We start from the raw sequence: 26,096 nt of genomic DNA, 5'->3' as shown, positions 1-26,096 counted from the left end.
CGACGAAGTCGCGACCCCCGGGACCACCGCTGCGCGGCGCCCTATCGCGTCCTGACGATCTGCAGCAGCTCCTCGCCGTAGTGCTCGAGCTTCTTGTCGCCAATTCCCGGCACGTTGCGCAACTCGTCCAGTGTGGTCGGCCAGGCGCGGACGATGCCGTCAATGGTGGCATCGTGCAGCACGACGTAGGCCGGCACCCCGCGCTCGCGCGCCACATCCGAGCGCCAGGACCGCAGCCGCGCACGCAATTCCGGATCGACATCGCCCTGCGGCGCATTCCCTGCCGGCGCGAGATCGCCGCGCCGGGATTTGGCGCGGCTCGCGCGGATACGGGTGCCCGGCGCCTCCTCCCGCAGCCACACCTCGGTCTCGCCTCGTAATACGCCGCGCGCGGACTCCGTCAGCTTCAGCGCGCCGAAGGCCTCGCTGTCGCTCTGCAAATGTCCCATCGCCACCAGCTGCCGCAGCACGGTGCGCCACTGCTTTTCATTGAGCTCGCGCCCGATGCCGAACACCGAGAGCTTGTCGTGGCCGAACTGCGTCACCTTCTCGGTCAGGCGTCCGATCAGCACGTCGATCAGGTGCATCGCGCCGAAGCGCTGGCCGGTGCGATAGACGCAGGACAGCAGCTTCTGCGCCAGCACCTTGCCGTCGCGCATCTTGGGCGGGGTCAGGCAATTGTCGCAATTGCCGCAATTCTCGATGGTCACGACCTCGCCGAAATAGGCCAGCAGCCGCTTTCGCCGGCACTGCGCCGTCTCTGCGAGCCCGACCAGAGCATCGAGCTTGCCGATCGAGACGCGCTTGAAATCCTCGGAGCCGGTGGATTCGTCGATCATGCGGCGCTGCTGCACGATGTCGGAGAGCCCATAGGCCATCCAGGCTGCGGACGGCTTACCGTCGCGCCCTGCCCGCCCGGTCTCCTGGTAATAGGCCTCGATGCTCTTGGGCAGATCGAGATGGGCAACGAAGCGCACGTCCGGCTTGTCAATGCCCATGCCGAAGGCGATGGTGGCGACGATCACGATACCGTCCTCGTTGAGGAAGCGGTCCTGATTTCGCGAGCGCACGCTGCTGTCGAGCCCGGCGTGATAGGGCAGCGCGGCGATGCCGGCATCGTCGAGCGCGGCGGCGACCTCCTCGACGCGGTTGCGCGACAGGCAATAGACCACACCGGCATCGCCTGCATGGCGCTCCCGGATGAACTCCTTCAGCTGCGACACCGCATTGCGCTTGTCGACGATCTCGTAGCGGATATTGGGGCGGTCGAAGCTGGAGACGAATTGCGGGCTGTCTGTTAGCTGAAGCCGCTGGACGATCTCTTTCCGCGTCAATTCGTCGGCGGTCGCGGTCAGCGCGATGCGTGGCACGTCCGGAAACCGCTCGGCAATGACGGAGAGGCCGACATATTCAGGCCGGAAATCGTGCCCCCATTGCGAGACGCAATGCGCTTCATCGATCGCGAACAGCGCCACCCTGGCCTGCGCCAGCATCGACAGACAGCGTGGCGTCACCAGGCGCTCCGGCGCGACATAGAGCAGGTCGAGATCGCCCGCGATCAGGCGCCGTTCGATATCGGAGGCTTCCTGCAATGTCAGTGACGAGTTCAGCGCCGCGGCATTGACGCCGGCCTCGATCAATCCGGCGACCTGGTCGCGCATCAGCGCGATCAGGGGAGAAACCACGATACCGCAGCCTTCGCGCAACAGTGACGGCAATTGATAGCACAACGACTTGCCGCCGCCGGTCGGCATCAGCACCAGGCAATTGCCGCCATTGGTGACATGCCGGATGATCTCGGCCTGGGCGCCGCGGAAACCCGGCAGGCCAAACACCGAATGCAGCACGGACAGCGCGTCCCGGCCATCGGCCGGCGCTGGCAGCGGAGCGGTGGAAGGGGCGGACATGGCGGAGCTGGGGCTTCAAGAGATTCGTCGCAAGGCCAGTCGCATGACCGCGCGGGCGTGGCAAGCATATCTTCACCCTCCGCTCGCGACGAGAGGTGAAAAGCTACGCGCCGATCCTGCGCAAGGCCTCGGCGACCGTCACGATCGGCATGCCACGCTGTTCCGCGGCCTTCAGGGCGTGACGCAGCAGAGCCGGCGTGCAGCCATAGGGGCTCGGGTGATCGACCACGTCATGGCCGTAGAAGATCAGCCAGCCACCACTTGCGACCGCCTCGTCCAAGTAGCGATCCACGCCCGCCGCATCGATCTCGCAATTGACCAGGGGCGAGGCGCGCAGGAACTGGAGATCGATGACGTCGCTGTTGACGCCGGGAAGGATGCCACGCGCCGAGCGGAAGGTCTTGGCGAGCTGCGGTTTGCGCCAGACCGAGGCGAGGCCATAGGGATAGGCGAAATTCTCCAGCCGGATCGAGGAATCGATGCCGTGAAAATAGCTGCGGTTGCGTTCGATCTCACGCGCCATTGCACTCTCGTCGAGATCGACCGCGCGCAGATGCGAGAAGGTGTGGCAACCGATCTCGTGACCGCCGCGATGCAGCCGGACGATCGCATCGTTCGACAGCCCGTGCCAGTGATCCCCTGGCTGGTCGATCAAACTGCCGGCGAGGTAGAACGTGCCGCGGCCGCCATGGTCTTCCAGCAGCGCAGCCCCCTCATCTGCGGCGCTATCCGGAGCGTCATCGAAGGTGAAGCTCACCATCGGCACATGCGCCTGCAAACGGTGCGGCGCGGCGCGGAAATGCCGGGCCAGCCGATTGCTCAAGCGTCCGTTGAGGTCCGACAGCAAGGGTGCATTCCCTGTGATTCCACGTTTCTCTACTGAAACATTTGCACGTGGTCCGAGGCAAGCTTAACGCCTGGGTAATCCTAACGTGGAACCGGACGCTCCCATTTAACGCGCGAGCAGCGGAGCATCGGCATTCGCGCCAAGATATTGCAGCCAATTGCGGAAGAGCGCCGCGGCGGCGCTGCCGGCATCGATATCCGCGCGCAAGGTCAGTGCAGGCAGTTCGTTGGTGAGCGCCGGATGGCGCTGCTGTCTCGCCCGCCTCTCGAACCGCGCCAGTTTCTCCTCCGTCGCTGCGTCGAAATAACTCAGAGGCAGGGCTGGATAGGCCTCACGTTCGCGCGCGAGGTAACGGCCGATGTCGCGTAGATATTCGCGCTGAAGCGACAGCGCGTCATATTCGGGGTGCCCCTGGAAGAAGATGAAACGGCTGGCATATTGCCTGACGAAGATGTCGACCCCGGCCTGGGCCGACCGGGTCAACACCTCGTACCCGGCCCGAGAGAGATCGTCCTCCGCGACTTCGTTCAGGCGAGAATGCGAAATTTTGAGCGGCGCCGGCGCGTCACGCGTCAGCGGATCGCCGGTCACAGTCTCACAATCGAAGATGCCATGGCATTTGGTTGGCAGGCGCTGTCGTTCCACGCGGTCGAGATGCAGCACCGCGGCGTGTGCGGCGAGGCACGACCAGATCGTCGAGCGGGTGTTGACCTTGGCCCAGTCGATCAACTCGGTGAGGTCACGCCAGTACGGCTCCTGATTGAGCTCGGGCGCGACCGGCTCGGCGCCGGTCACGATCAGCCCGTCAAATGTCTGGCGCCTGAGGTCGGAGAGATCGGAATATTCACTCTCGACATGCCACTTCGCTTCCGGCGAGCGCGTCACCGACGGCAGCGAGAAGCAATGGAAGCGGATGCGGCGATGCCCCGCGGCGGCCTGGAGCAGCTTCATGAACTGTCGTTCGGTCGCCTTCAGCGCCGTATCCGGCATGTTGTTGATCAGTCCGATGGTGAGCTCGGCGCCGCCGCGATCGCGCGCGAGATCGTCCTCGGCGGGCACCAGCGCCGGGCTTGCGATACCTTGATCCCTGGCGATCAAGACGTTCATCGGCCCGATTGCCTACTCCGCCGCCTGAAGGCGTGCGGCCGGACAGGCCTTTTCCAGCGCCTGGTCGATATCCTCGATGATATCGGCCGCATGCTCGATCCCGATCGAAAGACGGATGGTCTCGGGAAGCACACCGGCCGTGCGCTGTTGCTCCGGCGACATCTGCCGGTGCGTGGTCGAGGCTGGATGGCAGGCCAGCGACTTGGCGTCGCCGATGTTGACGAGGCGCGTGATCAGCTTCAGCGCGTCATAGAAGGTTTTGCCGGCCTCCATCCCGCCCTTGATGCCGAAGGTGAACAGCGAGGAGGCGTTGCCATTGAGATACTTTTGGACCAGCGGATAATAGGGGCTGTCCGGAAAGCCGGTGTAATTGACCCAGGCCACGCGCGGGTCCTTGCGGAGGAATTCGGCCACCTTGCGGGCGTTCTCGACGTGGCGCTCCATGCGCAGCGCCACCGTCTCGATGCCCTGGAGCAACAGGAACGCGTTGAACGGTGACAGCACCGATCCCATCGTGCGCTGATAGACGCTGCGCGCGCGCTCGATATAAGCCGTCCTGCCGAAACGCTCGGCATAGACGAGGCCGTGATAGGAGGCGTCCGGCTTGTTGTAGGCCGGGAAGCGGTCGGCGTGATTGGCCCAGGGGAAGTTGCCGGAATCGACGATGGCGCCGCCGAGCGTGGTGCCGTGACCGCCCAGGAACTTGGTCAGCGAATGCACGGCGATGTCGGCGCCGTAGTCGAACGGCTTGAGCAGGATCGGCGTTGCGACCGTATTGTCGACGATCAGCGGCACGCCATGCGCATGCGCGATCTTGGCCAGCGCCTCGATGTCGCAGACGTTGCCGGCGGGATTGCCGATGGTCTCGGCGAACACGGCGCGGGTGTTCTCGTCGATCAGCCTCGCAATCGCGTCAGGCGCATCGCTCTCGGCGAATCGGCCGGTGATGCCCTGCCGCGGCAGGATGTGGGAGAGCAGCGTGTGCGTGGTGCCGTAGAGCTGCGGTACGGAGACGATATTGCCACCGTGGTCGGCGACATTGACGAAGGCGAAATGCAGCGCGGCCTGACCGGTGGCGACCGCAAGCGCGCCGACGCCGCCTTCGAGCTGGGCGATACGCTTCTCCAGCACGGCGCTGGTGGGATTGGCGATGCGGCTGTAGCGGAAGCCTTCGGCTTCGAGATTGAAGAGCGCTGCGCCGTGGTCGGCACTGTCGAAGGCGTAGGCGGCGGTCTGATAGATCGGCACGGCCACGGCGTGCGTGGTAGCTTCGGGTTCGTAGCCGGCGTGAATTGCGATCGTTTCGTTGCGCATCGTACCACCTCCGCGTGGGACGCGGGCCGCACTTATTGGCCTGTATGAGGCATGTGCGTTGTCCGCCGCCCCTGTGTTAGAGCCGGGTGGTAAAGCGGACAATAATTCGCTTAGAGATCGAGGAAGTAACCCTAATGGTTATTGGTGAATTGGCTAAAATCTAAGTCAATTTGGATTTACGATTGCACTGGCATCACCGGGAGGCCGGAGGACCCGGCTTCCCGGCCACGATATCGTAAGAGGCATCGCGCCGACGCGCGAGACCTCGAACGCCAGATCAAGCCATCATTTCCCAGAGCTGGTGAGCCAGTACGCCAGCGCGCTTTTCGATCGCGGCGGCAGCGTCCAGTGCGATATCCTCACGGTAGCGGCCTGCGATGAGCTGCACGCCGATCGGCTTGCCGTCGTGCACGGCCACCGGCACCACCGCGCCGGGCAGGCCCAGCACGTTGATCGCGGAGATGAAGCGGATTTCGCCCCAGAAGATTTCCTGCACACGCTCGGCGCTGACGGTGTCCTCGCGCGGCCCCGGTGTCGGCTTCACCGTTGTCGGCGCCAGCACCACCGGATAGTCCTCGAAGAACATTTGCCAGGCGCGGATATGGCCGTTGCGAGCGGCCGTCGCCTGCATCCAGGCCTTGAGGTCGAGAACATTGGCCTTGGTCTTCATCCCGCCCCACGCCTTGTGGAAGTCTTCGGACGTGACCTTCAGCATGCCCGCCTCCTGCATCACCATGGTCTCGTTGGTGATGATGTCGCACCAGGTCTGCCAGACGCCGTTGACGTCGGGCACCTCGACCTCGCTGACGCGATAGCCGGATCGCTCCAGATGGTCGGCGGCCTGGCGGAGTGCCGCGCTGACCGCCGGATCGACTTCCATGTCATCGGGTATCTTGGCCAGCGCGACCTTGATCGGCCCCTTCGGCTTCGGTCCGGTCAGGGGCGCCGGGACCCACCAGGGATCGCGGGGATCGCGCTGGCTCATCACCTCGAGCGCCAGACGAACGTCCGCGACATGACGGGCGAGCGGTCCCTGCGCCGACATCAGATGCGCCAGCATCGGCCGCTCCGCCGTTGCGCTTGCGTTGAAAGCGGGAATGCGGCCCTGCGTCGGCTTGATGGTGGCAACACCATTACAATGCGCCGGCCAGCGCAGCGAACCTCCGATGTCGTTGCCATGCGCAATGGTGCCGATGCCGGCGGCGACGGCTGAACCCGCGCCGCCCGAGGAGCCGCCGCAGGTGATGTCAGGGTCCCAGGGATTGAGCGTCAGTCCATGCAGCGGATTGTCGGTGAAGCCGCGGAACGAGAATTCCGGCGTGTTAGTGAGGCCGATGACGATCGCACCCGCCTTCTTCAGATTGCGGACAACGGGCGAATCCGACGGCGCGATGAGATTCTTGTTGGCGCGAACGCCGTTGAAATTGGGCCGGCCCTCGTAGTCGACGTTCTCCTTGATGGTGATGGGGACGCCGTGGAGGAGACCGAGTTCGGCGCCTCGGGCGCGCTGCTTGTCGGCCGCATGCGCCGCCTTCAGCGCTTCCTCTCCGAGATCGACGACGACCGCATTCAGCCTCGGATTGACGGCATGCATCCGCTCCAGATGCGCCTCGACGGTTTCCACCGCAGAGATGGCGCCGGAGCGGATCGCCGCCGCAGTTTCTACTGCCGACCATTGCCAGGCCGGACCTCTGGGGCAGCGTGCAACGGCTGATTTACGAGACGGCGGCGTGACCTTCTTTGTCACCTTGGCGGCAGCCCGCTTGCGGACTGGGCCTTTCTTGCTCGAGGTCTTCGCAACCTTCTTCGAAACGCTTTGCTTCTTCGTCGCCTTCTTTGCCACGTCCCCTCTCCTGAAATTGAGCGGCGAAAGTTACGAAGGACATGCGACCCTGTACAGGTGCGTTTCTGCATGGCGCGCTGGCGCAGCGTGGCTGCCGCACCGCGATCAAAGCGATGCGCTAGGCGGCCTGCCTGAGTGCGAGTTTGGCAATCGCATCTCTCAAGACATTCACTCCCGCCCCCGGCCGCGTACCGTGCTCGGCAAGATGACGACGAAACGCGCGCGCCCCCGGCACAGCATGGAATGCACCCACGAAATGCCGCGTGATGGCATGCAGCCGCGTGCCGCGGGCAAGCTGCGCTTCGATATAGGGCATCATGGCCTCGAACGCGTCCTGCATCGTGGCGCTCGGCGCCGCCTCACCGAAAATCTCGGAATCGACCGACAGCAGCCGCCACGGCTCCTGATAGGCGGCACGACCGAGCATGACGCCGTCGACATGGGCAAGATGCGCTTGCGCCTCGTCGAGCGTCAGAACGCCGCCGTTGATGATGATCGGAACGTCCGGCATCGCGCGCTTGAGCCGATAGACGCGGTCATAGTCCAGCGGTGGGATGTCGCGGTTCTCCTTGGGCGACAACCCGTTGAGCCAGGCTTTCCGGGCATGCACGATCAGCACATCGCAGCCGGTGGCGACCACCGCGCGCGCGAGCGTGTCGAGCGCGACTTCCGGGTCCTGGGCATCGATGCCGATGCGGCACTTGACGGTGACGGGAACGGCGACCGCGCGCTTCATCGCCTCGACGCACCTCGCCACGAGTTCCGGCTCCGCCATCAGGCACGCGCCGAAGCGGCCATCCTTCACGCGATCGGACGGACAGCCGACATTGAGGTTGATCTCGTCATAGCCGAACTCTTCGCCGATCCTTGCCGCCTTCGCCAGTTCACCGGGATCCGACCCGCCAAGCTGAAGCGCGACCGGATGCTCGATCGCGTCGAACCCAAGCAGACGCTCCCGGTCGCCATGAATGATGGCCCCTGTGGTCAACATTTCCGTGTAGAGCAGCGCCCGCCGTGACAGATGGCGGTGGAACACCCGGCAATGCCGGTCGGTCCAATCCATCATCGGAGCCACGGAAAAGCGATACGGCAAGGTTTGCAATCTTACGGCCTGATTTTGAGCTAGGAAAATATGTTTCCGGCCACCGGGATACCTCGCAGACCACCCAAATTCAACCCGGCGTGCCGCTCACGCGCCTCGCCCTTCTGGTCGGCGTGGGCACGTTGACACCGCAACGCGGGTGCTGTTGAACGCCGTCATGGGCAGACCAAACACCCGCGCGCTGGAACGACAAGCCAGAGATGTGGCCGCATTGATGCGCATGTTCGCCAACGAACATCGCCTGCTCATCGTCTGCAAGCTGGTCGAATATGGCGAAGCAAATGCCGGGGCGCTCGCCGAGGAGGTGGGCCTATCCGCCTCGGCACTGTCGCAACACCTCGCCAAACTGAAGGCGGAGGGTATCGTCGCCGCCCGGCGCGACAGTCAAACGGTGTGGTACCGCATCGCCGACCGTCGGGTCGAAGAGCTGGTTTCGACCCTGCACCGGCTGTTCTGCGGACCTCGCAAACGATAGCCTTCCGCCCGCTGAGCGGGAGGCGTCGTTCAGCTAACTAGCTGCGCGTCTGCTGCTTCCCTGGACTCGACCCACCAGAAGAACAGCGCAGCGCCGACTGCCAGCGCGGCGAACCAGGCGATATCGGGGATGTTCGTCACGTCCGGAAGGCGAACCTTGCCCAATGCCCAGACATTGAGCACGTGGGCCTTCAACCAGTCGAAGCTCAGCGCATAGAGGATTGCGCCGGCGATCATACCGAGCGCACCGACCAGGGCATGGACACTGCCGGTTGCGATGGCACCAAGCGCCGTTCCCGGACAGTAGCCGTAGACCACCATGCCGACGCCGAACAGCGCGGCACCAAGCGCGACCGCCAGCAAATTGGCATCCTTGACGTAGTACTTCGTGTTGCCGGTATCGACGAGCAGCAGCACGCCGATGCCGCCGACCACGATCGCGGTGCCCATCACCTTCAGCACGGTGAAGTCGCGCAGACGAAACTGATTCTCGATCACGTTGCAGCTCGTCACCTTGCCACGCTGCAGCAGGAAGCCGAAGGCTGCGCCCATCACGAGCGGGCCGAGGATCGTCATCATAGCGGTCATCTCTGTTTCTCCTCTCAGCGCTTGCGGAACATGAGCGCGGAAATACCGAGCCCGGTGGCGAACATCACTGCGAGGAACAGCCAGCTCGACACCGCGAGCTGCAACCCGCCGGAGATGCCGTGTCCGCTGGTGCAGCCGCCGGCGAGGCGTGCGCCGTACATGATCACGGCGCCACCGAGGAATGCGCCGACAAAGCGCTTGGCGATCGATGGTCCGAACCGCTCCTTCCAGACCTCCGGCACGAGCTCCAGCCGCCACGTGCCCGACATCACCGCGGCAATGAACGCCCCTGCGGGAAGGCCTACGAGGAACCAGACGCCGTAGTCCCACTTCAGCGGCATGCTCTTCCAGTAGGAGTTCTGGGCAACCGCCTCCGGGCCAATGACCGGGGCTGCGAACAGTGAAGCGATGCGCGAATAGGCGGTGGTAACGCCCAGCGGATCGCCGAACACCGCAAAAGCGATCCAGCTCAGAAGTCCGATACCGGCGCCGACGAGATAGGGCGACCAGTCGATCCGCGCGGTACGCGGAGCTTCGCGAACATAGCTTTCCGTCATGGTGGTCATGTGCGTTTTCCCCGACAGCGGCCCGCGCCGCGCTCTCACGGCACGATCGACCGGCAACGAAAATCATATTCAAAAATTGTAATTTAGTAAATTCTAAAGTACGGCGTCAGCACTCGAGGCGGTCGGACTCGCCTGCTGCGGCTGCGGCATGCCGCCGCGGTCGACGAGCAGATCGGTGAGGCCCGCCCCCAACCACATCCCGCCGAGCACGATCCAGGCGGTCAGCGCGAACACCGAGGCACCGGTCACCCCCGCGCCGACCGCGCAGCCGCCCGCAAGCATGGCGCCAAATCCCATCAGCACCGCGCCGAGCAGATAGCGGCGCATGCCCAGCCCGTCCGAAAATCCTTCCAGTTTCAGCTCATGCGCGCTTGTCGCGGCAACGAACGAGCCGAGGAACACGCCGGGAATGATGCCGAGATCGAAGCCGAGCCGGAGTTGCGAGCTGTTCAGGACCAGCATCAGCAATTCGGCCGACGGGCCGCTGAAGGTGAGACTCTTCAGCGGCACCGGGGCGAAGGAAGCCTGCGCGAGTTGATAGGTGAAGAACCAGCCGGCGACGACGGCCAGGCCAGTGGCCAGCGCGGCGAGGATCAGCCGGCGCCGCAACTGACTGCGAAAAGCGAAGACGAGCCCCGCGAACAGCCATAGTCCGCCAAAGGCGAGCTTCTCGAGCGTGCCACCGCCGAACACCGCCATGATATCGCGCGACGGGCCGCCATCGACCAACCAGAGATTGGTCACCCACTCGCGCGCCGGTGACAACAGGCCGCGATACGAAGCCTGCGCAGTGACCGCGAACACCAGACCCGACAGGAGCGCCCTGAGATTGCCGTTGGCCGAGAGCACGAGCAGCCGGCTGGCGCAGCCGCGAGCGAGGATCATGCCGCAGCCGAACATCACGCCGCCGACCAGCGCGCCCGAGATGCTGCCCTGCTGCGCGAGCTGGCGCGCCTCGGACACGTCGAGCCAACCGACCGCAACCAGCGCCTGTGTGCCCACGAGCGCCGCGGCAAAAGTCAGGAGCCAGACCGCCAGGCGCGGTCCGCCCTCACCGCGGGAGAATTCGACGGCAGCGGCGCGCAGGCAGAAGCGGCTGCGCTGGGCGAAGAATCCGAACAGGCCGCCGACCAGGAGGCCGCCCAGCCATGACGACAGGTCTTCCCCCACGAAATCGATGAGTGTCGTCAGCACGGCCGCCTCGGTAGTCCCTAAAGGTCTGCCAGTCTACCGCCCACCACGGCGGCGCCCTATGAGCCAAATCAACTCTCGGACGGCGTCAGGGGCGGAGATAGGCATATCCCTGCTGCTGCAGCTCGGCGAGCCGCACCACGCCGCCCTTCTCGGCCACCACGAAGCCGGGCGTGAGGTCGTCGAGCTTGACGCCCTGCGCCTTCATCGTGTTGGCGCAGGCATCAAATCCGACGCCGGCATCGACGAGCTTTGTCATCATCGCAACGGTGTGATCCTCGGCGGCGAGCGCGTGAAAGGCGCGCAGCGCCGGCCCATGCACGACGAGCCTGATGTCGGCCTTGCCCGGTCCACCGACGCCGTCGACATGATTCTGGAGGTTACCCAGAACGAAGACGACACGGTCGGCGTCGGCGAGGTGGTAGACGACGCGCTGCCGCGCGGGCGTTTCCGTCGCTGCAGACGCCTCGCGCATGCCAAGAGCGCCAAATAGTCCGGCAAGGCTGGCGCGAAGCATGGATCGGCGCTGCATGGTCCCTCCTATCGTGTCTGCTTGATGAATTCAGCGATGCGATCGGCGACGTCTTCCGCGAAGAGGTCGCGGAAGAAATGATCGGCACCGTCGATCTTGTCGAGTTGTACCCGGCCGCCGCTCGAATCGGCAAGCGGAGCGAAGGACGCAATCACATCGGGAACGACCGTATCCTTTGTGGCGGCGAGCACCAGCACCGGCAGCTTCATGCGCGACACCAGCGCTGCGGTGTCCTGGCTGGGATCGGCGGCATAGAAGGACGTGAAGGCGCGCGCGGTCACCACGGCGTTGCGGCAATAGATGAAGCCGGGCACGTCCATCCATTCTCCGCCGCGGCCCGCTGCGACGGCCTTCGTTGCCTGCTCCAGCAACGGCTCGAGCGGCTTACCATAAGTCCGCGCATAGGAGGCGCGCAAATCGCCCTCCGCCTTTGCGGTGACCGGTGCCAAGAGCACCGCGCCAACCACCGACGGGGCTTCGCCCGCCGCGAGATAGCGCGCAACCTGGTTGCCGCCGCGAGAATGGCCGAACGTGAAGACGAGCCGCGACATCCCCTTGGCCCTGTTCACCCAGGCAGCGATCTCCGCATCCGCCTCGGCAGCGACGTAGTCGTGCCGCACGGCGCAGTCATACATTCCCTTGCGCCGGTCGAGCCCAAGCGACAGCGTATGGGCGAGCGAGGCGATGCCGCGCTGTTCCAGCGCCTTGGCAACGCCCTGGATGACTTCCATGTCCTTGTGGGCGAGCGTGCCGTGGGTCATCACGATGAGCGGCGTGTCGGGTCCCATCGACGCTGGCGTGCGCAGCGTCGCGAGTGCCGTCCGGCCGTCGATCGACAGTTCGAGCTCCTGCTCGGTGGCGCCGGCAGGCACCGCCAGCGCGAGCAACACAGCCATTCCCATCAACCATCGCATCGGCGGGCCCCCTCCTCAGGGACGGACGATCGTCCAGTTCTTTTCCGCCAGATTCATCAGCGCGGCAACCCCGACCTGGGTGACGCTGATGCCCTCGATCAGCGGCGGTCGCGTGCCCTCCTTCGCCGCCAGTGTCTCCAGCGTGTTGCCGCAGGCGACGAAACTCACATTGGGCATCGATTTCAGAAAATTCAACAGGCGCTCCTTCACCGGCGAGCGGTCATCGAGGAGCATGTCGAGGCCGCCATTGAAAGCGACGACCACGATCTCGACGTCCTCGCCCTGCCCCGAATAGTGCCGCGAGACGTTGGCCGCAACATCGAGGACCGCGCGCATCTTGACCAGGTCGTCGTCGCTGATCTGCAGCGCGAGCCGGTGCGGCTCGGCCGCCCGGGACGAAGCCGGAAAGGTTGCGATGAGCAAGCCGGCGGCAAACGCCGCGCATAGTGCCGTACGGCGGCTTGCTTCGGTCCTCACTCCACGCCTCTCGGCTTCCCATCCTTGCCGTCTTCAGGCGTCACGTCGATAACGGCGGCGCGCCCGGTGATCTTCACCGGCGCGACGCAATCCTTCATGCAAGGGTCCTTCTGCCAGAAGGACTTCTCGCTGGTGGCGCGGTCGTCCATCACAAAGCCTTGCTCGTTCGGCATCTTGATCGTGGCAAGGTTCTTGTTGGTCAACTCGAAATTCTGGTCGGCGACGACGTCGTTCAGGTACAAGACGTAGGCGACCAGCGCGTAGTATTCGTTGACGGAAAACGACTCCGCATTGCCGTAGGGCATGGCGTGACGGACGTAGTCGAACACGGTGGACGCATAGGGCCAGTACGAGCCCACCGTCTTGACCGGATTGTCTGAGGTCAGCGAGCCCTTGCCGCCGGCCAGCACCGGCCAGCGGCCGTTGCCCTCGCCGAACTCGCCATGGCAGGTCGAGCAATTGTCCATGAACAGTTTTTCGCCCTGCGCAACTGTGCCCTTGCCCTCCGGCAGGCCCTGGCCGTCGGGCCGCACGTCGATATCCCAGCCGCGGATCTCGTCCGCGGTCGGTGCGCGCCCGATGTTGTAGCGCGGCCCGCCCTTGGCGTCCGCCTTCTGTTGCGCGAGCGCCGGCGCGCTCAGCCCGCAAGCGAGCAGCGCAGCTGCAATGAACTTAAGCGACTTCGACATTCTCGACCTCACCATTGGCCTGCACGTGCCAGGTCTGGATGCCATTGTTGTGATAGATGGAGTTGACGCCGCGAATCTTGCGCAGCTCGGCCTTGCTCGGCTGCACGTATCCGGTTTCGTCCTGCACACGCGATTGCAGCAGCAGCGGCTCGCCGTTCCAGTCGAACTCGTAGTAGAAGCGCGTCAGCGCCTTGTCGAGCACGGGACCATCGATCCGCGCCGGCCACCAGTTGCGGCCGCCGTCGAGCGACACGTCGACGCGCTTCACCTTGCCGTTGCCGCTCCAGGCGAGACCCGACACGATGGTGAAGCCCTTGCCGTGCTTGATCGGCGCCTGCGGGCTGGGGTTCGTGATCACCGACTTGGCGTCCATCGACCAGGTGAACCGGCGTGCCTTGCCGTTCGGCAGCAGGTCCGTATATTTCGACGTCTCCTCGCGGGTATGCCAGGGTTGGTCGCCGACCTTGATGCGGCGCAGCCACTTGACCCAGAGATTGCCCTGCCAGCCCGGCACCACGAGCCGCATCGGGTAGCCCTGCTCGGGATAGAGCGCCTCGCCATTCATTTTGTAGGCGATGATGCAGTCGTCGAGCGCCTTCTCGATCGGCAGGCTGCGATCCATCGCCGCCGCATCGGCGCCCTCGACCAGCAGCCACTTGCCGTTGGTCTTGACGCCGGCCTCTTCCAGCAGCGTGCGCAGCGACACGCCGGTGTACTGCACGCAGTGGATCATGCCGTGGGTGAACTGGCAGCCATTGAGCTGCGCGCCGCGCCACTCCATGCCCGAATTCGCCGCGCACTCCATGAAGTGGATGCGGTTGACGCGCGGATAGCGCTTCAGCTCCTCCAGCGTCAAAATCAGCGGACGCTCGACCATCCCGTGGATCATCAGGCGATGATCGGCCGGATCGATCTCGGCGATCCCGCCGTGGTGCCGCTCGAAGCAGAGCCCGTTCGGGGTGATGATGCCTTCGAGCTCATGCAGCGGGGTGAAGCTCACCGAGGATTCGCGCGAGGCGGTCAGCCATTCGACGTCGCGCCGGACGACGTCCTTCTCGAACTTCGAGGGCTTGCCATAGGGGCGTACAGCGACGCCTTCGCCGAGTGCCTTGGTCCATTCGGGGACATTGGGGGGCTGGTTGGCCGGATTGCCGGCGCCGGCAAGAGCGGGCTTGGCGAGCACCGATGCGGCAACACCGGCCCCAGCGGCCAGGAAGTTGCGACGGGATTGCCGGGGACTGTCCATCTTCGACATCGCTTCTTACGCTCCGGTGACTTTGACGGCTCTGTTGGGTTCGAGGCGAACCACCTTCTGTCGGGTCAGATAATTGCCGACGACCTCCCAGATTGGCGGCCCTTCCGTTCCTTCGTTGACGCTGGCCCAGCCGGCGACCTGATATTCCCTGGCGGGGTCGATCGGCGCGCCGGTCTTGAGCATCTGCATGTCCGAGATGCGGCTGCCTTGCGGCTTCGTGACATCGATCGCATAGGACAGGCCGCCGATCCGCACCATGTCGCCGCCCTGCTGATAATAGGGATCGACGTTGAAGAGATTGTCGGCGACGTCCTCGACGATCTCCTTTAATCGCGCACCCGTCATGCCCATGCGGTAGACTGCGGGATAGGTGATCGCGGTTGCGTTGGTGACGTCCTCGAAGGTGATGTCCTGCCCCGGCAGCACGCTGGTGCCCCAGCGGAAGCCCGGCGACAGCGCGATCTCGGCATCACGCTCCTGCATCAGCGCCTGGCAGATCAGATCATCGAACGTGCCGTTGAAATTGCCGCGCCGGTACAGCAGCGACTCCGTCTTGCCGAGCACCTTTGACAGCTCCGACGCGAAGGGCTTGCGCACCTCGGCGATCTTGGCCGCCATCTCCGCATCCGCCGTGATCACGTCGGAAAACAGCGGGATGAGCTTGTACCGGAAAGCCTTGACCTCGCCGTCGCGGACGTCGAGATCGAGCCGCGAGACGAACTTGCCGGACGAGCCCGATGCGATCAGCAGGGTCTTACCGACCTTGACCGCCTCCGGCAGCGCGTCATGGGTGTGACCGGTCAGGATGACATCGATGCCCTTGACCCGGTTTGCGAGCTTGCGATCGACGTCGAAGCCATTGTGCGAGAGCAGCACGACGAGCTGCGCGCCGCTCTTGCGAGCCTTGTCGACCTGCGCCTGGACATCCTCCTCGCGCACGCCAAACGACCAGTTCGGAATCATCCAGCGCGGATTGGCGACCGGCGTATAGGGGAAGGCCTGGCCGAGCACCGCGATCTTGACGCCCCCGCGCTCGATCATGGTCGAGGCATCGAACGCCGCCTCGTTCCATTCGGCGTCGCGGATGTTGAGGCCGAGAAACGGGAAGCCGAGTCCCTCGATCGCCTGCTTGACGCGCTCGGTGCCGTAAGTGAACTCCCAATGGCCGGTCATGGCGTCGGGCTTGAGCAGCGCCATGCAGTCGATCATGTCCTGGCCGCGCGTCTTCAGCGATGACCACGAACCCTGCCAGGTATCCCCGCCGTCGAGCAGCGCGACCTTGTCGCCGCGCTCGGCGCGGATCGCCTTGATCACGGTGGCGGCACGATCGAGACCGCCGATCCGGCCGTAGCTCTTGGCCAGCGCCTCGAAATCCTCCGACGTCAGAGCGTAGGCCGCCGACGAGCCCGGGGCGATACCGAAGCGGGCGAGGAACTCCTTTCCGGTGACGTGCGGCGGCAGCCCCTTCGCTTCGCCGACGCCGAGATTGGTCGACGGTTCGCGGAAATAGAGCGGCATGAGCTGACCGTGAATGTCGGTCACATGCACCAGCGTGACGTTGCCGAGCGGCTCGAACGCCAGCAATTCCTTCTCGGTCAGGCGCTGCTGGGCAACCGCCCGGGCCAGGCCGGAGCCGACACCGGCCGAGAGTGCCGCCGTTGCCGCAGCCACCTGGATGAATTCGCGCCGTGAGATCATGCGAAATACTCCTGCAAGCTCATCGCTTCAGTTGCGCACTGAGGGGGTCTCGACCGGCAATCCGATCCCCCGCCAGGCGACGTAGAGCTCGAGCGCAAGGAACTCGTCCGACAAGGGCTTGAACGGCTCGGCGCGCACGTCGAACATGCAACCCTCAAATCGCTCGTGCAGCGGCACCAGGCGCTGGTCGCGCAGCCGGTAGGTCGGAAAGCCGTTGGTCTGGCCCTGGCTTAGAAAATCCGCGCGCATGAACTTGCCGTTGTTGCGCTCGTGACAGGAGGCGCAGGCGAGATCGAGCTGGCCGAACCGCGTGTAGTAGATCTGCTTGCCGCGCTCGAACCATGGCGACATCGGGCCGTCGGCCTTCACCGTCACCGGCATGCCGTGCGACTGATAGCGCACGAACGTCGTCATGTCGGTCAGTTCCTGGGATTTGAATTTCCAGGGCTCCGCCTTCATGTGCTCGGTGCGGCAGATGTTGATGCGCTGTTCGAGATTGACCGGCTTCTTCAGCTTGTCGTCCCATTTCGGCATGGCGGCGCCGACGCCCTTCATGCTGGTCTCGGCCTCGCCATGGCAGCTCATGCAGGACTTGCCCTCACTACCCTCGGCTTTCTTCCAGACGTCGGCGGCTCGCTCGACGGCCAGAAAGCCCGGATTTTCGAGGTCGTCGTCCTGTAGCGCACGGGTCTCCTTACTGCGGAATTCGTAGCCGGAGATGATGGTCTTGAACACGTGCCCGGGCGGCGCCGGGATGCCCTTGCGTTCGGCTTCCTGCGCGGAGGCGCAGGTCACGACCGACGCGAACACGACGGCCGCGGCAGCGAGCCCAACATATCGTTGCAGCATCCGTCCCTCCCTCGAAGCGCCGCGCGCATCAGGCCTTGAGCGCAATCTTCTCTTCGGCTGCGATCACCGTGCCGTCGTCGTCGGTCCAGGAGAACTTGAACGTCCCGGCCTCGTCCACCTTGGCATCGAACTGGATGTAGGGATTGGCCGAGATCGCCGGCTCCAGCACGCAGGAGAAAACGGGTTTGCCGTTGAACTCGCAGGCGAACTTGTTGATGATCTTGCGCGGAATGGTCTTGCCCTGCGCGTCCTTGCGCTGGCCGGATTCCATGACGTGCGAAACCAGGGTCTTGATCTGGATGACCTCGCCCTTGGCCGCTTCCTTCGGAAGCTTGATGCGCGGTTTGTCTGCCATCTTTTCTCTCCTGAGCCCTTAGCCGCCGCAGCCGCCGATGGTGACCTTCACGGTCTTCTGCTCCGTAAACAGCGATCCGTCGCTCATCTTCGCGATCGCCACCACGTTCTGCGTGGTCGCGAGCCGGATGCGGATCGATGCTTCCGCCTTGCCCGACAGCGGCGTGAACGACAGCGACGCGACGCCCGCATTCGGGTTGCCGTCCGCGATGATCATGACGTCCTTGACGTAGGACTCCGCGGTCATCGGGCTCTCGATGTTGATCGACAGCGGCACGGTGTTGCCGTTCTCCGCGATCTCGGGCAGATCGAGCGAAATCTTGCCCTTGGCAGGCGTCTTGCCGCCGGTGAACTTCTCGATCCACTTCGCCGCGTCGTTCGTCACTTCGGCATCGGCCGCCATGGGCATCAGGGTCAGCATGACGAAGCCGCCCCCAAGCGCAAATGCCTGCCGTCGATTGATGGCTTTCATTCCTGATCCTCCTCGCCGTCAGTTCAGCGTTTTGAGAAAAGCGATGACATCCTCGACCTGCGAGGCCGTCAGAATGGATTTGCCGACGAACTCCGGGCGCACCCGGCTCAAGCCGTCGTTCTTGAAGAACGCCGGCATGACCGTATCGGTGAAGATGCGCTTGGGGTCGGCGACGATGAGGCGCAGTTGCGCCTCGCTGTAGCGGCCGGCGACGCCGTCGAGCGACGGACCAAACTCGCCGTGGAATTCCTCGGATTTCAGGCTGGTGACCTGGTGGCAGGCGAGGCAATTGCCGAGCGTGCGGGTCAGGAACACCTTCTTGCCGGCGTCGGCATTGCCGGGCGAACTGGTCAGGGATTTCGGCAGGGAATCGTTGACGACGTCGAGCTTGATCGGCTCCTGCGCGTACACGGTTCCGACCATCAGACATAAAGCAAACGCAGCAGCAAGCGAGCGCCGCATGTTTCCTACCCTTGATGGCGAGGTGACGCCCGCCTCGTTGACGACGGATCCAACGATCCGTAATATTCATTTATTATGATATGTTCATATATTTGATGTCGTCAAGATAAATCTGCAGGCCACACGGGACTAGCCGCTGGAGGCGAGGAAATCCTTGAACGAGCCGCGCTCATAGGCGCGCTCCCGCACGAAACGGAACATCGCCAGAAAATGCTGCGGCTTCAGGTAGCCGGGCGCTCGCGCGACTTCCCGCGCCATCGAATCCTTCGCCTCGATGCCGCTGGATGACGGCGGAAAGAATTGAAACGTCGGGGTGAACCTGATCCCGTATTTCTGGGCAAGGTCCTTCTCGGACAGCTCCTGACGATCGAAATCCGTAACCTTACGGGACCCGATCAGGTTGAGCTGGAGCACTTCGAAATTGTCGCGGATGTAGTTCGCAATGCCGGCATCGGCGAAATTCACCAGATGCGTTTCGCGGCAATAGGGACAACCGCGCAGCTCCCACATGATGACGAGGCGCTTGCCGTTAACGGCAGCGCTCTCGAGGTCCTCGCGCAGGTCGAGGAAGCTCTGCAGGAACCAAGGCTCGTGATAGAGGCCGTCATCTCCCAGCGCGGGCTCGGCCACGGCCACACCGCGGCCCGCGGCCAGGGCGGCGCTAGAGGCTAATGCCAGAAAACCACGACGCGTCGACCTGCTGAGAGACATCGGGAATTTCAGCCTTCGAGGATGTTGCGAGTTGCGCCAGATTTATTATGATATTCGAATACAGGAATATGACAAGGATTTCCGATCTTGCGCTGCATCATCGCGCTTTTGGCGTTGCTGGCCTGGAGCACGCTCGCGTTGGGCGCCGAGAGCGACGGCGCGAAGGATTTCGCGTCGGCGATGGAGCCTGTCATGGCCAATCTGCGCACGGCCGCGAGCTACGCGCGAACCGGAAACACCGCATTGGCGCAGATGGAGACCGAGGAGGCGGTGACAGCCTGGAAGCGGCTCGAGACAAATGCATCGAGTTTCCCGTCGCCTCACACGGCGGCACCCCTGACGGAATTTCTCAGCCGGGGCGGCGAGCGGCTTGGAGCCGTCGCGCACGCACTGGACAGCGGAGACAATGTCGCCGCCGGCCGCGAGCTGCAACTGCTCCGCCAATCATTCCATCAGCTTCGACGCCAGTCCGGCCTCTACGATCTCGGCGACTGCGTCTTCGAGATCGCGCCCGCCATGGAAAAGTTGCGCATCGCAGCCACTCGGTTCGGCGAGCAGCCCGCACCTGCACACGCCGGGGATACCGTCGCCGCGGCAGGTGTACTGCGCGATCGTCTGCAGCGTTGCAACGATTGGGCGCGGGCGGACATCGCTGAGAGAAACGAGTTCCGGCGGCTGATCGACGGCGCGATCGCCAGCAGCAGCGAGATCGCTCATGCGGCGATGGCGGGTGACGGACCGCTCGTGCATCGTTATCTGATCGAGCTGCAATCTTACGCTCAACTGCTGGATTTCCGTTTCGGCTAGATCAACCGATGCTGGTCAGCGCCGGGAAATGCTCCAGCAGCCATTCCGAGACCATAGGCATGAGCCCGGTCAGGAACATCAATCCCGTCGCGACCAGAAAGGCGCCCATTGTCTTCTCGATGATGCCCAAATGCCGGCGCACGCGGCCGAGCGCTCCGATGAAGCGGCCGGTGAAGGCGGCGGCGACAAGAAAGGGAATGCCGGTGCCGACCGAATAGGCAAGCAGCAAGAGAGCCCCTCTCGCGGTGGTGTCCTCGGACCCCGCCATGAGCAGGACTGCGGCGAGGATGGGCCCGGCGCAGGGCGTCCAGCCGAACGCGAACGCCAGCCCCATGACGAAGGCGCCCGCAACGCCGGCCGGCCGGCTCTCGATCTGCAGCGTGGCGCTGCGATAGAGCAGTGGAATCCTGAGCACGCCGAGAAAATGCAGGCCCATCACGACGATCAGGACGCCTGCGACGATACCGAGCGTCGAAAGATGAGCAGAGACGAAACGTCCCGCAATCGATGCCGTCGAGCCCAGCGCGACGAAAACCAGGGAAAAGCCGGCCACGAAGGCAAGCGCCGAAGCCAGGATGCGCGGCCGCAGTTCGGGCCGACCATCCGAGAGATCCGTGACGGAGACGCCCGCCATGTAGCAGAGGAACGGCGGAACGAGCGGCAGGATGCAGGGCGACAGAAACGACAACAGGCCCGCCACAAAGGCCGCACCAAGCGTGACGTCCAAGCTCATTGCATCATCCCTAGCACATATGCGAATTTAATGATATAAAGAACCAGAAAAGTCCAGAAGGTCCATTACGCAGGATGAGCCGCATCGTCGGATTGCTCGTGGTCGCTATCATGCTCGCGCTGCCCGCGGCGCGGTCGCGCGCCGCCGAACTCGTCATGTTCGAACGAGCCGGCTGCGTGTGGTGCGCGCGCTTCGACGCCGAGATCGCGCCGATCTACGGCAGGACGGAGGAGGGTCAGGCCGCGCCGCTGCGCCGTGTCGACCTCAACCGTCCCCTGCCCGCCGATCTCTCCGGAATCGATCCGGGTGCCTTCACGCCGAGCTTCGTCGTGCTACAAGAGGGCCGGGAGATCGGCCGCATCCGCGGCTATCCGGGGGATGCCTTCTTCTTCGGCCTGCTGAACCGGATCCTGACCAGTTCCGGATAGACGCCCGGCAGGTCGTGACCAAAGGATGTCGTTAGGGAAATTGACGCGATGCCGTTGCCAAAGCTGAAGGAGATCGAGGGATCCGCCGAACTCGAGCAGATGATCGAGAAGGCGCGCGAGGCGAGCGACATGCTGAAGGCGCTGTCGCATGAATCCCGGTTGCTGCTGCTTTGCATCCTCGCCGAGGGCGAGAAGTCGGTGACCGAGCTCGAGCAGTTCCTCGGCGAGCGGCAGTCGACCGTCTCCCAGCAGCTCGCGCGGCTCCGGCTCGACCGGCTCGTCACCACGCGCCGCGACGGCAAGACGATCTACTACAGCCTCGCCAGCGAGGACGTCCGCAAGATTTTGACTGCTGTCTACGACGTGTTCTGCGAGCCGGTGCGCCGCCGGCGCCGGTAATTCTCCGCGCTGGCTTTCGGTGGCCTTCCGGCGCAGACTGCCCGAAGCGAAGAACAAACATCTCCGGGAGGAATGCTGAATCCGTCGACCATAGCATTCGCATGCGGGCTTGCCGCCGGGGCCGTGCTCGGTGTCGCCGGCCGCGCAGGGCGATTTTGCACATTGGCGATGCTGGAGGACGCGTTTTTCGGGTCGGATTTGCGCCGGCTGAAGTCCTTTGCGCTGGCCGCGGCCGTGGCGCTGCTTGCGACCCAGGCTCTTGCTGAATTCGGCGTCGTCGATCTGTCGCGGTCGATCTATTTGACGTCGTCGATCGGACTCGGCGGCGCGATCATCGGCGGGCTGATGTTCGGCGTCGGTATGGCCCTGGTCGGCACCTGCGGTTTCGGCACGCTGGTTCGCGTCGGCGGCGGCGACTTGCGAGCCATCGTGGTCTTTCTCGTGCTCGGCCTCTCTGCGCTCGCGACCATGCGAGGCATCACAGGGATGTTGCGCGTGATGCTGATCGAACCGTTGTCGCTGCGGCTGGCGGAAGGCACCAACCAGACCTTGATCTCGCTCCTGGGCGCGGGCAGCGCGACGCGTGCACTCCTTGTCGTATCGATCGCCGTTGCGCTTGCCGTCTGGGCCGTTGCAGACGGCCGGCTGATCCGGTCGCCTCGGCTTTTCGCCTCGGGCCTCGCGGTCGGCGGCGCGGTCGCATTCGGCTGGTTCGCGACGGGGTGGCTGGCCGACGACGAATTCGATCCCACCCGCGTCTCCTCCCTCACTTTCGTCGCGCCGCTCGGCGACACCATCCTCTACATCGCCACCTTCTCGGGGGCGCGGCTGAATTTCGGCATCGGCTCCGTTGCCGGTGTCGTGGCGGGCTCTCTTGCCGCGGCGATGATCGCGCGCGGCTTTCGCTGGGAAGCCTGCGACGACGCGCGCGAATTGAAGCGTCACATGACCGGCGCGCTTCTGATGGGCTTCGGAGGGGTGATGTCGATGGGATGTACCATCGGCCAGGGGTTGACCGCTTTCTCGACGCTCGCCGTTTCGGCCCCGATCACCATGCTGGCGATTGCCTGCGGCGCTCGAATCGGGCTCGAGTTCACCATGACCGGCGAATGGCTGCCCGCAGTGCGCAAGCTATTCGGCGTCTCGACCTAGAGGAACTATCGCTTCAGCACTGGACTGCGGTTGGAGCCTATGAGCCGTGGCGGAGAGAGTGGGATTCGAACCCACGGTACGGTTTCCCGCACACACGCTTTCCAAGCGTGCGCCTTAAGCCACTCGGCCATCTCTCCGGAGCGCACTCTCTTGAAGGGGCGCCGGTGATTTTGCAAGGGATCGCGGACAAATCGGGTAAATTTTCCGCAACATATTGTATTTACGAGAGAAAATGTCGCGTAATGGATCTGCTCGGAACGCTCGCGGGCTGAACCGATGGCGGGTTTGGCGCGACGATTCACCTGAGGACGCCAGACATGACCGGGGACGCCATGACCATCCGTAAGACCATCGCCGCGCTGAGCCTGATTTCGGCCCTTGGCTCCGGCTTTGCGGCGCCCGCTCAGGCCCAGGCCTGTACGCGCCAGGGCATCGATGTGACCTGCGACGACGGACGACGCGGGGTGCTATCGGGCGATACCATCCTCTGGCCGGACGGGACCCGCTCCAGCTCAACGCCGCACCAGAGCGTGATCATCGGCAACAAGAGCTCCATGCATGTCGGGCCCGGCGTATTCGTCGGTCAAGGCAAGGGCATGGTGCCAATGGACGATCCGAACGCCCCGAACAAGCGGCAATGCGCGATTCTGGAGGGTGTGTCGTACTGCTATTGAGGCTCGCCTCTCCCCGCAGGAACTGGGAGAGGCTAGATCAACCGGACACCTGAGATCGCCGACTTCAGCCAGCGCAACGCTTGCGGCGGCTGCGCGAGCGGGGCGGCGGCAACCTTCTCCGTGCGGCACTTCTCCAGCTCGGCGACGAAATCCGACGACCATTGCTGGATGGTATGGCCGCGCAGGGTCTTCATCATTGCCTCCCATCGCATCTTGCGCTCGGTGAGCGGCATGGCGGCAGCGACGGCAATCGCGCGGGCCATGCCGTCGACGTCATGCGGATTGACCAGGAGCGCAGTGTCGAGCTCGTTGGCGGCGCCGGCGAACTTCGACAGCACCAGCACGCCCGGATCGGCCGGATTCTGCGCGGCAACATACTCCTTGGCGACAAGGTTCATGCCGTCGTGCAGCGGCGTCACCACGCCGATCTGCGCGGTGCGGTAGAGACCGGCGAGCACGGCCTGGCTGAAGCCCTTGTTGAGATAGCGGATCGGCGTCCAATCGACTTCGCCATGGCGCCCGTTGACGTCAGTGACGAGGCGGGCCACCTCATTCTGGAGATTGCCATAGGCTTCGATTCCGCCGCGCGACGGGTTGGCGATCTGCAGCAGCGAGATGCTGCGTGCAAACTGCGGCTGGTCCGTCCAGAGCCGATCGAACGCGCTGATGCGATTGACGAGGCCCTTGGAATAGTCGAGCCGGTCCACGCCGATCGCGAGCCGCTCGCCGTTCAGGCTGCGGCGCAGGCGTGACACATCGGGATGAGAGGCCGACTTCGCCGCATAGGCTGCAAACTTTTCTGCGTCGATGCCGATCGGAAACACTTCGCAGCGCGTGCGACCGTGCTGCGAGAGCACGACGCCGTCCTCGACGACGAGGCCGAGCTCACCGCCGGCATAGCCGAGGAAACTCTGACAATCCGCCTCGGTCTGGAAACCGAGCAGGTCATACGCCAGCATCGCCGTGATCAGCTCACGATGATTGGGCACGCCCTGCATCACCGCCGCAACCGGCCAGGGCGTATGCAGGAAGAAGCCGATGGGATCATCGACGCCGAGATCGCGCAGCTCCGCACCAAGCGCGAGGAAATGATAGTCCTGCACCCAGAACGCGGTCTTGACCTTTCGGAAGCGCATCAAGGCGCGCGCCATGAACGCGTTGACTTCTCGGTAGCTGACATAGTCCTCGCGGGAGACGCGGATCAAATCGCTGCGCGAATGCAGCGCCGGCCACAGCGCCGAATTGGCAAAGCCTTCGTAATAGCCGCCGTAATGCGCCGCCGGCAGATCCAGCGTCGCAATCGCGCCTGATCCCAGCGCCTCGATCTCGGCGAACGGCTCCTTCTGATGGCCGTCTCGAACGCGGCCGGAGGAACCCACCCAGATGGCACCGGAATGCTCCACGACGGGAAGCAAAGCCGCAGCCAGACCGCCCGTCATGGGCTCATTGGGTTTACCGCGCGCAACTCGATTTGAAACGACAACTAGGTTCACAGGTCGTCCCCTCCTGTTCATTCCACCCCGTTTAACTGCCGTTCATCAATATGGTTCCGGTCATCATTTCCACGAAATGAAACCAAAGTCAGGCACGCGCGTTGGAACCAGTTTCCTTCAGAGGAACCCAACGATTTCGTTCGGGAAATGCAGGTGCGGCATCAATTCAGCACGGCACGAATGCGCGCGTGCCGGAACCCGCGGGAGCACAATGTGGCCCTGCGATGACGATGCCTTATTCTAGTCGGGTGTCGTCAAGCAGGCGGGCAAGAAAAGCGCGGACATCGTTTGGCGTATCGAAGTGACCGTTGACACCCATGGCACGGCGACCGACCGAGAAGGAAAGACCGTTCATTTCCGGCATGATCGCAAACACCGTTTCATCGGTGACGTCGTCACCGATGAAGATCGGACGGCGACCCTTGAAAGGCTCGTGCTTCATCAGCTCGCGCACGCCCGTCGCCTTGGTAAAACCGGAATGCTTGATCTCGCAGACGAACTTGCCGGGCAGCACCTCGATCGGCGCATTGGGCAAATCGGCGCGGATCAGCGAGACCGCTTCATAGATCGCCTTCTCCGCATGCGGCGCGAGGCGATAATGCAGCGCCAGTGAATACCCCTTGTCCTCGAGCAGAATGCCGGGGCTGAGCTTTGCGATCGCGGCCAGCCGCCGCTTCAGCTCCTTGTCCATCGGCGGCGCATGGACGTCATCGGCCTCATTCCCCACCGTCAGTCGCATCTCCGCACCATGACCCGCGACGGCGCGAAACACATCGGGCGCAAAGATCAGGTCGATGTCGTTGAGCGAGCGGCCGCTGACCATGGCCAACGCGCCCGAGGTGCGCTCCGTCAGCCGGTTGAGCGTCTCCGACAGGCCGGGCGGCACCCACACCTCGCGCGGGGTGGGCATCAGCTCGAGCAGCGTGCCGTCGATGTCGAGCAGGATCGCAGTCTCGTTGAGATGCGGGACGAGCGCGTGCGGCACGGGCACAGCATCGGGCGCTTCATCATCCGGCATGGGACGCTTCTGATCCAGTTCAGCGAGTTCCGATTTCATA

At 64.1% G+C, this 26,096-nt stretch carries 30 protein-coding genes and 1 tRNA gene; 6 read left to right on the top strand and 25 right to left on the bottom strand.

What is annotated here, in order from left to right:
- Positions 1–41: 41 nt before the first annotated feature.
- From recQ to dusA, 6 genes are all read right to left on the bottom strand, one after another.
- Complete coding sequence (gene recQ, locus X265_RS02760) at positions 42–1,907, bottom strand: DNA helicase RecQ (protein ID WP_128963534.1); 1,866 nt, start codon at positions 1,905–1,907, stop codon at positions 42–44.
- Between the two features lie 103 nt (positions 1,908–2,010).
- Positions 2,011–2,754 carry a polysaccharide deacetylase family protein gene (locus X265_RS02755; protein ID WP_128963533.1) on the bottom strand — a complete coding sequence of 248 codons (744 nt, stop codon included), beginning with the start codon at positions 2,752–2,754 and terminating at the stop codon, positions 2,011–2,013.
- A 105-nt stretch (positions 2,755–2,859) separates the two neighbouring features.
- A complete protein-coding gene (metA, locus tag X265_RS02750) occupies positions 2,860–3,861 on the bottom strand; it encodes a homoserine O-succinyltransferase MetA (protein WP_128963532.1) in 1,002 nt (333 codons plus the stop codon).
- A gap of 12 nt (positions 3,862–3,873) precedes the next feature.
- Positions 3,874–5,175 (bottom strand): O-acetylhomoserine aminocarboxypropyltransferase/cysteine synthase family protein, encoded by a 1,302-nt coding sequence (locus X265_RS02745; protein ID WP_128963531.1) that lies wholly within the window; start codon positions 5,173–5,175, stop codon positions 3,874–3,876.
- Positions 5,176–5,452: 277 nt separating this feature from the next.
- Positions 5,453–7,018 carry an amidase family protein gene (locus X265_RS02740; protein WP_128963530.1) on the bottom strand — a complete coding sequence of 522 codons (1,566 nt, stop codon included), beginning with the start codon at positions 7,016–7,018 and terminating at the stop codon, positions 5,453–5,455.
- A 118-nt stretch (positions 7,019–7,136) separates the two neighbouring features.
- Complete coding sequence (dusA, locus tag X265_RS02735) at positions 7,137–8,084, bottom strand: tRNA dihydrouridine(20/20a) synthase DusA (protein ID WP_244659382.1); 948 nt, start codon at positions 8,082–8,084, stop codon at positions 7,137–7,139.
- Between the two features lie 193 nt (positions 8,085–8,277).
- Between dusA and X265_RS02730 the strand changes: the two genes are divergently transcribed.
- On the top strand, positions 8,278–8,595 hold the full coding sequence (locus tag X265_RS02730; protein WP_128969113.1) for an ArsR/SmtB family transcription factor: 318 nt from the start codon (positions 8,278–8,280) through the stop codon (positions 8,593–8,595).
- 29 nt (positions 8,596–8,624) lie between these two features.
- Here the strand turns inward: X265_RS02730 and X265_RS02725 are convergent, their stop codons facing one another.
- From X265_RS02725 to X265_RS41145, 15 genes are all read right to left on the bottom strand, one after another.
- Entirely contained in the window at positions 8,625–9,182 is a 558-nt protein-coding gene (locus X265_RS02725; protein WP_128963528.1) for a YeeE/YedE thiosulfate transporter family protein, read from the bottom strand.
- 14 nt (positions 9,183–9,196) lie between these two features.
- Positions 9,197–9,748, bottom strand: coding sequence for a YeeE/YedE thiosulfate transporter family protein (locus X265_RS02720; RefSeq protein ID WP_128963527.1), 552 nt, complete (start codon positions 9,746–9,748; stop codon positions 9,197–9,199).
- Positions 9,749–9,841: 93 nt separating this feature from the next.
- Complete coding sequence (locus X265_RS02715; RefSeq protein ID WP_128963526.1) at positions 9,842–10,942, bottom strand: YeeE/YedE family protein; 1,101 nt, start codon at positions 10,940–10,942, stop codon at positions 9,842–9,844.
- Positions 10,943–11,027: 85 nt separating this feature from the next.
- A complete protein-coding gene (locus tag X265_RS02710; RefSeq protein ID WP_128963525.1) occupies positions 11,028–11,471 on the bottom strand; it encodes a DsrE family protein in 444 nt (147 codons plus the stop codon).
- 8 nt (positions 11,472–11,479) lie between these two features.
- Entirely contained in the window at positions 11,480–12,385 is a 906-nt protein-coding gene (locus tag X265_RS02705) for an alpha/beta hydrolase (protein ID WP_128963524.1), read from the bottom strand.
- Positions 12,386–12,400: 15 nt separating this feature from the next.
- On the bottom strand, positions 12,401–12,808 hold the full coding sequence (locus X265_RS02700; protein WP_164938964.1) for a DsrE family protein: 408 nt from the start codon (positions 12,806–12,808) through the stop codon (positions 12,401–12,403).
- A 50-nt stretch (positions 12,809–12,858) separates the two neighbouring features.
- A complete protein-coding gene (locus tag X265_RS02695) occupies positions 12,859–13,551 on the bottom strand; it encodes a c-type cytochrome (RefSeq protein WP_164938399.1) in 693 nt (230 codons plus the stop codon).
- Positions 13,535–14,806, bottom strand: a complete 1,272-nt coding sequence (soxC, locus tag X265_RS02690; RefSeq protein WP_128963521.1) for a sulfite dehydrogenase — start codon at positions 14,804–14,806, stop codon at positions 13,535–13,537. Before soxC ends, X265_RS02695 begins: the two co-directional genes overlap by 17 nt.
- 6 nt (positions 14,807–14,812) lie before the next feature.
- Positions 14,813–16,504: a thiosulfohydrolase SoxB gene (soxB, locus tag X265_RS02685; RefSeq protein WP_128963520.1), complete on the bottom strand. Its 1,692-nt coding sequence runs from the start codon at positions 16,502–16,504 to the stop codon at positions 14,813–14,815.
- A gap of 27 nt (positions 16,505–16,531) precedes the next feature.
- Entirely contained in the window at positions 16,532–17,353 is an 822-nt protein-coding gene (gene soxA, locus X265_RS02680; protein ID WP_128963519.1) for a sulfur oxidation c-type cytochrome SoxA, read from the bottom strand.
- Positions 17,354–17,381: 28 nt separating this feature from the next.
- Positions 17,382–17,708 (bottom strand): thiosulfate oxidation carrier complex protein SoxZ, encoded by a 327-nt coding sequence (gene soxZ, locus X265_RS02675; protein WP_128963518.1) that lies wholly within the window; start codon positions 17,706–17,708, stop codon positions 17,382–17,384.
- An 18-nt stretch (positions 17,709–17,726) separates the two neighbouring features.
- The gene (gene soxY, locus X265_RS02670; RefSeq protein WP_128963517.1) at positions 17,727–18,179 is read right to left on the bottom strand and encodes a thiosulfate oxidation carrier protein SoxY; all 453 of its coding nucleotides are present in this window, start codon (positions 18,177–18,179) and stop codon (positions 17,727–17,729) included.
- Positions 18,180–18,197: 18 nt separating this feature from the next.
- Complete coding sequence (gene soxX / locus X265_RS02665; protein WP_128963516.1) at positions 18,198–18,641, bottom strand: sulfur oxidation c-type cytochrome SoxX; 444 nt, start codon at positions 18,639–18,641, stop codon at positions 18,198–18,200.
- Between the two features lie 129 nt (positions 18,642–18,770).
- A complete protein-coding gene (locus X265_RS02660; protein ID WP_128963515.1) occupies positions 18,771–19,352 on the bottom strand; it encodes a SoxW family protein in 582 nt (193 codons plus the stop codon).
- 8 nt (positions 19,353–19,360) lie between these two features.
- A complete protein-coding gene (locus tag X265_RS41145) occupies positions 19,361–19,546 on the bottom strand; it encodes a hypothetical protein (protein ID WP_244659384.1) in 186 nt (61 codons plus the stop codon).
- Here X265_RS41145 and X265_RS02655 point away from each other — a divergent pair.
- A complete protein-coding gene (locus X265_RS02655) occupies positions 19,545–20,159 on the top strand; it encodes a hypothetical protein (RefSeq protein WP_244659385.1) in 615 nt (204 codons plus the stop codon). The genes X265_RS41145 and X265_RS02655 overlap by 2 nt on opposite strands.
- Position 20,160: 1 nt before the next feature.
- Here the strand turns inward: X265_RS02655 and X265_RS02650 are convergent, their stop codons facing one another.
- Positions 20,161–20,892, bottom strand: a complete 732-nt coding sequence (locus tag X265_RS02650) for a cytochrome c biogenesis CcdA family protein (RefSeq protein WP_128963514.1) — start codon at positions 20,890–20,892, stop codon at positions 20,161–20,163.
- A 74-nt stretch (positions 20,893–20,966) separates the two neighbouring features.
- Between X265_RS02650 and X265_RS02645 the strand changes: the two genes are divergently transcribed.
- The 3 genes from X265_RS02645 (at position 20,967) to X265_RS02635 (ending at position 22,871) form a co-directional block, all read left to right on the top strand.
- On the top strand, positions 20,967–21,320 hold the full coding sequence (locus X265_RS02645) for a thioredoxin domain-containing protein (protein WP_128963513.1): 354 nt from the start codon (positions 20,967–20,969) through the stop codon (positions 21,318–21,320).
- Between the two features lie 48 nt (positions 21,321–21,368).
- Positions 21,369–21,719, top strand: coding sequence for an ArsR/SmtB family transcription factor (locus X265_RS02640; RefSeq protein WP_028137430.1), 351 nt, complete (start codon positions 21,369–21,371; stop codon positions 21,717–21,719).
- Between the two features lie 72 nt (positions 21,720–21,791).
- Positions 21,792–22,871 carry a YeeE/YedE family protein gene (locus X265_RS02635; RefSeq protein WP_128963512.1) on the top strand — a complete coding sequence of 360 codons (1,080 nt, stop codon included), beginning with the start codon at positions 21,792–21,794 and terminating at the stop codon, positions 22,869–22,871.
- Between the two features lie 47 nt (positions 22,872–22,918).
- Here X265_RS02635 and X265_RS02630 read toward each other — a convergent pair.
- Positions 22,919–23,008: transfer RNA gene (locus X265_RS02630), tRNA-Ser, on the bottom strand.
- Positions 23,009–23,203: 195 nt separating this feature from the next.
- Here X265_RS02630 and X265_RS02625 point away from each other — a divergent pair.
- Entirely contained in the window at positions 23,204–23,545 is a 342-nt protein-coding gene (locus tag X265_RS02625; protein WP_128969111.1) for a hypothetical protein, read from the top strand.
- A 32-nt stretch (positions 23,546–23,577) separates the two neighbouring features.
- On the opposite strand, the gene X265_RS02620 is transcribed toward X265_RS02625, so the two are convergent.
- Complete coding sequence (locus tag X265_RS02620; protein WP_164938397.1) at positions 23,578–25,038, bottom strand: trehalose-6-phosphate synthase; 1,461 nt, start codon at positions 25,036–25,038, stop codon at positions 23,578–23,580.
- 235 nt (positions 25,039–25,273) lie between these two features.
- The gene (gene otsB, locus X265_RS02615; RefSeq protein ID WP_128963510.1) at positions 25,274–26,095 is read right to left on the bottom strand and encodes a trehalose-phosphatase; all 822 of its coding nucleotides are present in this window, start codon (positions 26,093–26,095) and stop codon (positions 25,274–25,276) included.
- Position 26,096 lies beyond the last annotated feature (1 nt).

The organism is Bradyrhizobium guangdongense (assembly GCF_004114975.1).
Classification (GTDB): Bacteria; Pseudomonadota; Alphaproteobacteria; order Rhizobiales; family Xanthobacteraceae; genus Bradyrhizobium; species Bradyrhizobium guangdongense.
Note: the sequence above shows the minus strand (reverse complement) of the source record. Positions and strands in the feature narration are given on the sequence as shown.

Excerpts from the sequence above, each read along its gene's own strand:
- X265_RS02705 (WP_128963524.1), bottom strand. The coding sequence starts at position 12,385 with ATGCGATGGTTGATGGGAATGGCTGTGTTGCTCGCGCTGGCGGTGCCT.
- metA (WP_128963532.1), bottom strand. The coding sequence starts at position 3,861 with ATGAACGTCTTGATCGCCAGGGATCAAGGTATCGCAAGCCCGGCGCTG.
- soxX (WP_128963516.1), bottom strand. The coding sequence starts at position 18,641 with ATGCGGCGCTCGCTTGCTGCTGCGTTTGCTTTATGTCTGATGGTCGGA.
- X265_RS02745 (WP_128963531.1), bottom strand. The coding sequence starts at position 5,175 with ATGCGCAACGAAACGATCGCAATTCACGCCGGCTACGAACCCGAAGCT.
- X265_RS02725 (WP_128963528.1), bottom strand. The coding sequence starts at position 9,182 with ATGACCGCTATGATGACGATCCTCGGCCCGCTCGTGATGGGCGCAGCC.
- X265_RS02720 (WP_128963527.1), bottom strand. The coding sequence starts at position 9,748 with ATGACCACCATGACGGAAAGCTATGTTCGCGAAGCTCCGCGTACCGCG.
- X265_RS02640 (WP_028137430.1), top strand. The coding sequence starts at position 21,369 with ATGCCGTTGCCAAAGCTGAAGGAGATCGAGGGATCCGCCGAACTCGAG.
- X265_RS02635 (WP_128963512.1), top strand. The coding sequence starts at position 21,792 with ATGCTGAATCCGTCGACCATAGCATTCGCATGCGGGCTTGCCGCCGGG.
- X265_RS02730 (WP_128969113.1), top strand. The coding sequence starts at position 8,278 with ATGGGCAGACCAAACACCCGCGCGCTGGAACGACAAGCCAGAGATGTG.
- X265_RS02645 (WP_128963513.1), top strand. The coding sequence starts at position 20,967 with ATGAGCCGCATCGTCGGATTGCTCGTGGTCGCTATCATGCTCGCGCTG.
- X265_RS02655 (WP_244659385.1), top strand. The coding sequence starts at position 19,545 with ATGGCCAATCTGCGCACGGCCGCGAGCTACGCGCGAACCGGAAACACC.
- otsB (WP_128963510.1), bottom strand. The coding sequence starts at position 26,095 with ATGAAATCGGAACTCGCTGAACTGGATCAGAAGCGTCCCATGCCGGAT.
- X265_RS02695 (WP_164938399.1), bottom strand. The coding sequence starts at position 13,551 with ATGTCGAAGTCGCTTAAGTTCATTGCAGCTGCGCTGCTCGCTTGCGGG.
- X265_RS02660 (WP_128963515.1), bottom strand. The coding sequence starts at position 19,352 with ATGTCTCTCAGCAGGTCGACGCGTCGTGGTTTTCTGGCATTAGCCTCT.
- dusA (WP_244659382.1), bottom strand. The coding sequence starts at position 8,084 with ATGATGGATTGGACCGACCGGCATTGCCGGGTGTTCCACCGCCATCTG.
- soxA (WP_128963519.1), bottom strand. The coding sequence starts at position 17,353 with ATGCTGCAACGATATGTTGGGCTCGCTGCCGCGGCCGTCGTGTTCGCG.
- X265_RS41145 (WP_244659384.1), bottom strand. The coding sequence starts at position 19,546 with ATGACAGGCTCCATCGCCGACGCGAAATCCTTCGCGCCGTCGCTCTCG.
- X265_RS02710 (WP_128963525.1), bottom strand. The coding sequence starts at position 11,471 with ATGCAGCGCCGATCCATGCTTCGCGCCAGCCTTGCCGGACTATTTGGC.
- X265_RS02625 (WP_128969111.1), top strand. The coding sequence starts at position 23,204 with ATGACCATCCGTAAGACCATCGCCGCGCTGAGCCTGATTTCGGCCCTT.
- soxB (WP_128963520.1), bottom strand. The coding sequence starts at position 16,504 with ATGATCTCACGGCGCGAATTCATCCAGGTGGCTGCGGCAACGGCGGCA.
- soxZ (WP_128963518.1), bottom strand. The coding sequence starts at position 17,708 with ATGGCAGACAAACCGCGCATCAAGCTTCCGAAGGAAGCGGCCAAGGGC.
- X265_RS02650 (WP_128963514.1), bottom strand. The coding sequence starts at position 20,892 with ATGAGCTTGGACGTCACGCTTGGTGCGGCCTTTGTGGCGGGCCTGTTG.
- soxC (WP_128963521.1), bottom strand. The coding sequence starts at position 14,806 with ATGTCGAAGATGGACAGTCCCCGGCAATCCCGTCGCAACTTCCTGGCC.
- recQ (WP_128963534.1), bottom strand. The coding sequence starts at position 1,907 with ATGTCCGCCCCTTCCACCGCTCCGCTGCCAGCGCCGGCCGATGGCCGG.
- soxY (WP_128963517.1), bottom strand. The coding sequence starts at position 18,179 with ATGAAAGCCATCAATCGACGGCAGGCATTTGCGCTTGGGGGCGGCTTC.